The following is a 7,098-nucleotide window of genomic DNA, read 5'->3' on the forward strand; positions in this document are numbered from 1 at the left end:
CGGGAAGCATTCAAATATCTAACTCATTTGTTGAAGATTATTGCCGGATTATTGAATATGTTTATTAAGTTAATTTTACTAAAAGCTAAGATATATAGGTCATATTTTAAAAGTTCTGCATAATTCTTAAAACCTGGCAGATAATGTAACTCCTATCTGACTTGGCATTGCTGCTACAGATGACCTTCTTAAACTGGTATCACTACTTCCATAAAATAAATAGTGTTCATTAGTTAAATTCTTGGTCCATAAGAACAAACCATAATTATCATAATTTAATCCAAATCGGGTGTTTACAACCTGATAGGTAGGCTGATAAAGACTATTTTGGATGTCCGTATAATATCCGCCAATATTTCTAAATTCAATTCTAAATAGTAAATTTACTTTTTCAGATGTTTGAATTGAATATTGAGTAGCGGTGTAAAATGTTGTTTTTGGGGCATTAGATAATTTATTGCCTCCTATTGGTGTTGTAATTTGTGTACCTGATATGAAGTTTATTCTTTTTAAATCGAAATCTTTGTATTGGGCATCGTTTATGGAATAAGCAAAATCTAATTGTAATCCTTTCACAGGAATAATATTGGCTTCTAGTTCAATACCTTTAGAATAGGCATCACCTACATTTTCCATAGAATAAGTAGTTGGTGCAACCAGATTAGAGAATTGCAAATCCTGCCAATTAATTGCAAATGCAGCAGCATTCAAGTTGACTCTGTTATTCCAAAAATTGGTTTTATAACCTAATTCGAAATTATCTGAATATTCAGGATCATAATCTTGTCGAACTCCTACAGGTACAGCCTGTGAACTTATTCCCCCAGCTCTAAAACCACGTGTAAAAGTGGCGTAAATATTTGACTTTTCATTAAGGCTGTAAATTAATGATGCTTTAGGAGAAAAAGCATTGTATTTTACTGATTTTTCGAGGTCAGGACGAATTTGTGTAAATACCCCGCCTACAAAAACAGCATCGCCAAAACCATTAAAAATAGATTCCCGCTCTTCTATATCATAACGAATTCCCGCAATTATTTTTAGTTTGTCAAAAAGTCTATAACTGATTTCTCCAAAAGCAGCATACCCACTATTATTTCTTTTATTTCTGTAAATTACGTAATTGGAAGGAGACAATTCATAGGCTAAATTACTTGTAGGATCGTAGCTAATTTGTTTAAAACCGTATAAACCTGCAATATATTGAAATTTGTTCTCTTTTTTAGCAGAATTAATTCGGATCTCTTGGGTCCATACATTTTGTGTTGGTAATTTTTCCCCAATAGAACTTCTGTAAAATGATTCATAATAGCCAGGGAAATCCATGTTTCTAAATAAAAAGGAAATTTGCTGGAAAGCAGTAATAGAAGTTAGTTCGAAACTCTGTGCCTGATATTTTGCTGTAAGTGAATAATTGGTAATTTCTCTCTCATGTGTTCCTATTCTGGCCACATTGATAACCGTTGGGGTTTCTAATGCAATTTTTTCTGATTTTTGTGAAACCAGATAGCCGGATGCATTTGAAAAATCTCTTTGATGTTTTACGTTTGCTGTAAAACTTAGTTTATTATTAACAAGCCATTTTAAAAAAATGTTTCCATACGTATTTTCTTCATCACCAATGGTTCTTCCATTCAGGCTAGTATCGGTTGTAGTAGTCCCTTTGATGTCATTTTTCATAAAACCATCTCTTTTTTGGAATAATCCATTTAACCCAAAAAATAATTTATCCTTAATAATAGGGAATTTTACACCTGTAGAATACCGCTGCAAGGCAAAATTTCCATTTTCAAGTTCAATGAATCCAGTAGTTTTGTTAGTGGGCTTTTTGGTAAAAATATTTATAACACCTCCCATAGCATTTCGTCCAAAAAGAGTGCTTTGCGGACCACGCAAAATTTCAATACGATCTACATCGGTAAGTTCAAAACCACCTGCCATAATATCCAATGAATTTACATCATCGACATAAACGGATACAGCAGGGTTATAACTAAATACCTGAATTCCCCTAATTGAATTTATAGATTGAAAACCAACTCCCGAACCCTGATATAAATAATTGGGAATTCTGCCTGTTAAATCAGAATAGTTTACCAATCTGGAATCTAAGATTCCTTTGGACGAAATAGAAGTAACTGCTACAGGTACCTCTACGTTTTTTTGTTCTACTTTATTTGCAGTAACAATCACTTCTTCAAGTTGATTGTTTTTTGTACTGTCTTTTACAATCCCGTGTTGTGAGTAAGTGTATTGTCCCAATAAGATAAGGAACAGAATATTTTTTTTCATTGAGACACTTGTAATAATTTAAAAATTTTTGAGAGTGCTTTAAATAATAAATTTTATTTATTTGAAGGAGTTGTTCAAATGATAAGATAAAATTAGATGAGCTGATTTTAAAATATTACATATCGGTTTATTCAAAATTTAAGGCGGGCAAATATAGATAATTATTACTTTTATTTGAAAGTGATTTTTAAACAGAATTGTTATTTCAAATCAAAATAAAATATTTTTAGGTTTTTTAATGAAAAGATTCAGACACTGGTTTTTAGCATCTGGGAAACTTAGTCTCTATTTTTTTTAAAATATTGTTTTTGAAATTCCATTGATTAACTTTGTTGCGCTTAAAGTATGTTACTTTACATTCTTTGAAAATACAGATGCATCCCTATATATCTATACTTACTATTTTTCTGGCGATTTTAATGGCCTATCATAATTGGAACATTAACCGTAATTCCATTTTTTTATCTGGATTCATTTACGTGTTATGCTCATATTCTTTAATACACTATGTATTGTTTTTTAAAAAGAGTGTGTTTTTGCTGGCTATTTTTTATAATAATACGGCTCCGATTGGTTTCCTAATAGGGCCATTATTATATTTTTATGTTAGAGGTACTTTATTCGATAACAGTAAATTTACCAGGAAAGATTGTTTGCATTTGGTTCCTGCTTTTATCAATTTAATTAGTATAACGCCTTATTTACTAACTCCTTTTTCTTATAAATTAGCTTTGGCACGGCGACTAGTGAAGGATACTATGGTTGCAAAAACATTTACCGTAGGACTTTATCCTAATATTGTTAATATTATTGCGAGACCTGCTTTATTGTGTTTTTATCTGATATTGGTATTAGTTATGGTGTTTCGTTTTTGGACAAAAATGGGAACCAATAAACGAATTCCTAAAGTCCAGACTCGTAAGGTATTGTTATGGCTTTTTAGTTTTATATTTATAATTGTATTTGTAATTGTATGTTTTGCGGTGCTGTCTTATTCCTTTTTAAAAGAGCCGAATCCTGACTTAACAAAATTAAAAACTAGTCTACCAATGGATATTATTAGTTTTTGCCTTCTAATTATTCCTGTGAGTTTATTGGTTTTCCCTGAATTGCTTTATGGGATTCCGCAAAGGGATAAAAATAAGAATGATTATTTCTTAGGACCAGAAAAACAGTTACAATTAGATGGATCAGTACTTCTAGAAAATAATACTGTAAATGTTTTACAAAGAGAGCAGGACAATGAGGTTCAGGAAGAACTTCAGGAAAAAGATATTGACCCAAGATTTATTGAATTATCTCAATCGATTCTAGATTATATTAAAGAGAGTGAGATTTTTCTAAATGCTAATTTTTCAATGGAAGAACTTTCCCGATCTATGAATGTACCTAAGCATCATCTTTATTATTGCTTTAACAGTATATTGAAAGTTAAATTGACAAAGATACGTGCTGAACTCAGAATTGAATATGCTAAAAAGCTAATTGAAGATGGACTTTTGGACTCATTAACACTTGATGCAATAGGTAATAAAGCCGGATTTTCTTCACGTTCTTCTTTTCAAAGTACCTTTAAAGATGAAGTAGGTTGCACCCCTGGAGAATATTTAAAAATGAAATCGACTCTTGAGAAAGAATTAAACTAAATTAATTGTGAAAGTTAAAATTAGTGTTTTTTTGCTGTAACAAAGTAACTTGTTTTTTCAAGGAAGTAGTTCTAATTTCAAATTCTATTTTTTTCTCAAAATTTGAATGATAACTATAATTTTTTAAATAAAACTTTAAATATCAGGTCTTTATTGGTTTATGGATGGCATTTTTCTGCTTATTAATATTCAGAATATTTCCGCAAAAGGCTGTATTAGCATAAAATACTCCGGACTAAATTTTCAATAGCATATATAACATTAAAAACTGTTCCTTGTGCTTTATAAATTTCCTCAAAATGGCAGTTTTCAGTCTTTTTAACTAATAATCGAAGACTTCTTCAGCTGTGATTATATAGATTTAGTTATAACCTTAAATTAAGCATTTTTTGTACGTATCTGACATAAAAATGTTTTCAATCAACAAAAAAATGAGACGTTTTTTATTGCAAACCGTAACTAACAGATAACATTTTTTCCGTTTTTTAATTCAATAAAGCTTAGGGATTTAATTTTAAAAGAATATTTAGAAATAATAAGGGTATTGTTTTCTTTGTTTAACTGTTTGAATTACTGAGTATAATAAGTAAGTGAGTTTGTACATAAATATTTTTGTCTGCCAAAATCTTCGTTTTTGGACAATGTTTAGAAGTGCTTATAAATGAGAGATTATTTCATTTTGTTCTTTTGCACGCTACTAAATAGAATATTAATTTTTATGAAAAAAACTCGACTCTTTAATTTTTGGGAAGTCTTTCAAAAACTAAAAATGTTGCCATTATTTGTGGCGATTTTTCTTAAGTCTTTTTTGCTAAAAGCACATAGGAAAGAGCACATAATTTTTAGTTTGAAAATGTTGTTGATTAATGAAAAAAGAAGATTGAATCTACATCTGTTTTTTTTCTTTTTATTGTTTAGCCTGAATGGTTTTTCCCAAACCAATATTTCAGGGATAGTAAATAGCTATTTTTCAGTTACAGCTATTAATCAGCCAGTTTGTGCACCTTGCGACCTAACTTGTTTTAACACAATTACAGTTAGTAATTCTGCCGGACTTTCGGTTGGTGATAAGGCTTTAATTATTCAGATGAAAGGTGCTGCCATCGATGTAACCAATACTAGTTCAGGTGGAAATATATCAGCTATTAATAATACTGGTAATTATGAGTTTTTTGAAATTAAAAGCATTGCAGGTAATGTAATAACACCTGTATACCCATTAATTAAAAACTATACAATTAGTGGTTTGGTTCAGGTGGTGCGGGTTCCAAAATATACCGGGGCAGTAAATATCAATGGAACTTTGACTGCGAAAGACTGGATTACTTCGGATAAAACAGGAGGCGTATTAGCTATTCAGGCTGACAAGGTAACTTTTAATGCTAATATAGATGTTGCAGGAAAAGGATATCAGGGAATTCAAATGTTGACAAATGGACCTAATAATGACTGTAGCATCAACCCTAATATTCAATATGTTCAAAGCAGCACTTATACAGCTTCTTTTACAAAAGGAGATGGGATTGTTTTAGACAATAATGCTAACAATAGAGGACGATCACCACGTGCAAATGGAGGTGGTTCCGGAGTTTCTGGTGATTCAGGAGGTGGTGGTGGATCTAATTATGGAGCCGGAGGAGAAGGAGGAAAACGATGGTGCGATGTTAATGGGGCAAATGCCGGAGGTATAGGCGGTGTAAGTTTGTCGACTTATTTTGCCCAGGACAAAGTTTTTCTTGGTGGAGCAGGAGGATCAGGATATGTAACAACAAGTAACCCTTCTTCGGCTGCAGATGGAGGAGGTATTGTTATCATTTTTGCGAATGAAATTGTTGGAAATGGTTACTCCATCATAGCTGATGGCTTCGCACCGTTAGCGGTTAATCCAACAGGTGCGCCAGATGGTGGAGGTGGTGGAGGTGCCGGTGGGACAGTCGTTTTAAAGACTCCTATTTTTACAGGTAATCTAACGGTATCTACAAAAGGAGGTGACGGACAGGACTTGAATACAAATACGTATCATGGTCCTGGTGGAGGTGGAGGTGGAGGTGCTTTGCTTTATTCTTTAGCAAGCCTTCCTGCAAATGTAACATTGATTTCTACCGGAGGTATTGGAGGACAGCATTTGGACGGACAAAGAAATGGATCTCAAAATGGATCAAACGGAGGAAGCGTTTCATTATACATTCCAATAGAAAACCCTAATTATGAAGGAAATCAGGACAATGATGGTCTTAATGTAGAGTGTGATTTGGATGATGATAATGACGGTATTTTAGATACAGTTGAGATAGGAGGCTTGCCAGATCCTTTTGGAGATGCAGATGGAGATAAAAAATTAAATTATGTAGATAAAGACGCTGCAGGATTTGTAGATATAAATTCTGATGGTATTGATGACAGGTATGATGCGGATTTAGACGGAATAATAAATCAACTGGATCTAGATTCAGATAATGATGGATGCCCGGATTCAGTTGAAGCATATGGAAGTACTGCGGTAGATCCGGATTCAAATGGGTATTATGGTACTGGAAATCCTCCCGCAACAAATGCGGCTGATGGTAAGGTAACAGCGGCATCATATACCGCTCCACTAAACACGAATGGTACATCAAAGGCCAATTATTTAGTATCGAATAAGGTCTTGATTACAACTCAGCCTACTGATGCAAATATAAATCCAGGTTCAAATGCAACTTTTACAACTGCAGTTACAGGAAACCAACTTGTATATGTTTGGAAGCAAAGTATTGATAATGGTTTAAACTGGACAACTGTTACTAATGGAGGAATGAATCCTGTTTTTTCAAATGCAATCACAAATTCTTTGACTTTAACGAATATTCCATACTTATATAATAATTATTTATATAAGGTAGACATTACAAGTACTTCAAATGTTTGTGCACAGCCTTCATCGAACACAGCAGTTTTAAAAGTTACAAATAATGCTCCAGTTGCTGTTAATGATACTTACACTGTTGCCGAAGATGGAACAGTGACATTGACCCCATTGGCACTGGATACGGATGTTGACGGCGATACGCTGACAATTGTATCTATCAACGGAACAACTTTAACCGGAGGTGTTCAGACAATAGCTGTTACCAATGGAACAGTAAATATCTCCGCTACGGGCGTAATCACGTTTACCCCT

3 protein-coding genes are annotated in these 7,098 nt (G+C 33.0%); 2 read left to right on the forward strand and 1 reads right to left on the reverse strand.

The window, feature by feature from the left end:
* Window positions 1–126 precede the first annotated feature (126 nt).
* Entirely contained in the window at window positions 127–2,292 is a 2,166-nt protein-coding gene (locus FLACHUCJ7_RS15490; RefSeq protein WP_180909520.1) for a TonB-dependent receptor, read from the reverse strand.
* Window positions 2,293–2,828: 536 nt separating this feature from the next.
* On the opposite strand from FLACHUCJ7_RS15490, the gene FLACHUCJ7_RS15495 reads away from it, so the two are divergent.
* The gene (locus tag FLACHUCJ7_RS15495) at window positions 2,829–3,938 is read left to right on the forward strand and encodes a helix-turn-helix domain-containing protein (protein ID WP_180909521.1); all 1,110 of its coding nucleotides are present in this window, start codon (window positions 2,829–2,831) and stop codon (window positions 3,936–3,938) included.
* 853 nt (window positions 3,939–4,791) lie between these two features.
* Window positions 4,792–7,098 (forward strand): Ig-like domain-containing protein (locus tag FLACHUCJ7_RS25390; RefSeq protein ID WP_180909522.1); only part of this gene is annotated, 2,307 nt, incomplete at its 3' end.

The organism is Flavobacterium salmonis, from assembly GCF_903819435.1.
Classification (GTDB): Bacteria; Bacteroidota; Bacteroidia; order Flavobacteriales; family Flavobacteriaceae; genus Flavobacterium; species Flavobacterium chungangense.

Coding starts and splice junctions, on each gene's coding strand:
- FLACHUCJ7_RS15490 (WP_180909520.1), bottom strand. CDS start 2,292: ATGAAAAAAAATATTCTGTTCCTTATCTTATTGGGACAATACACTTAC.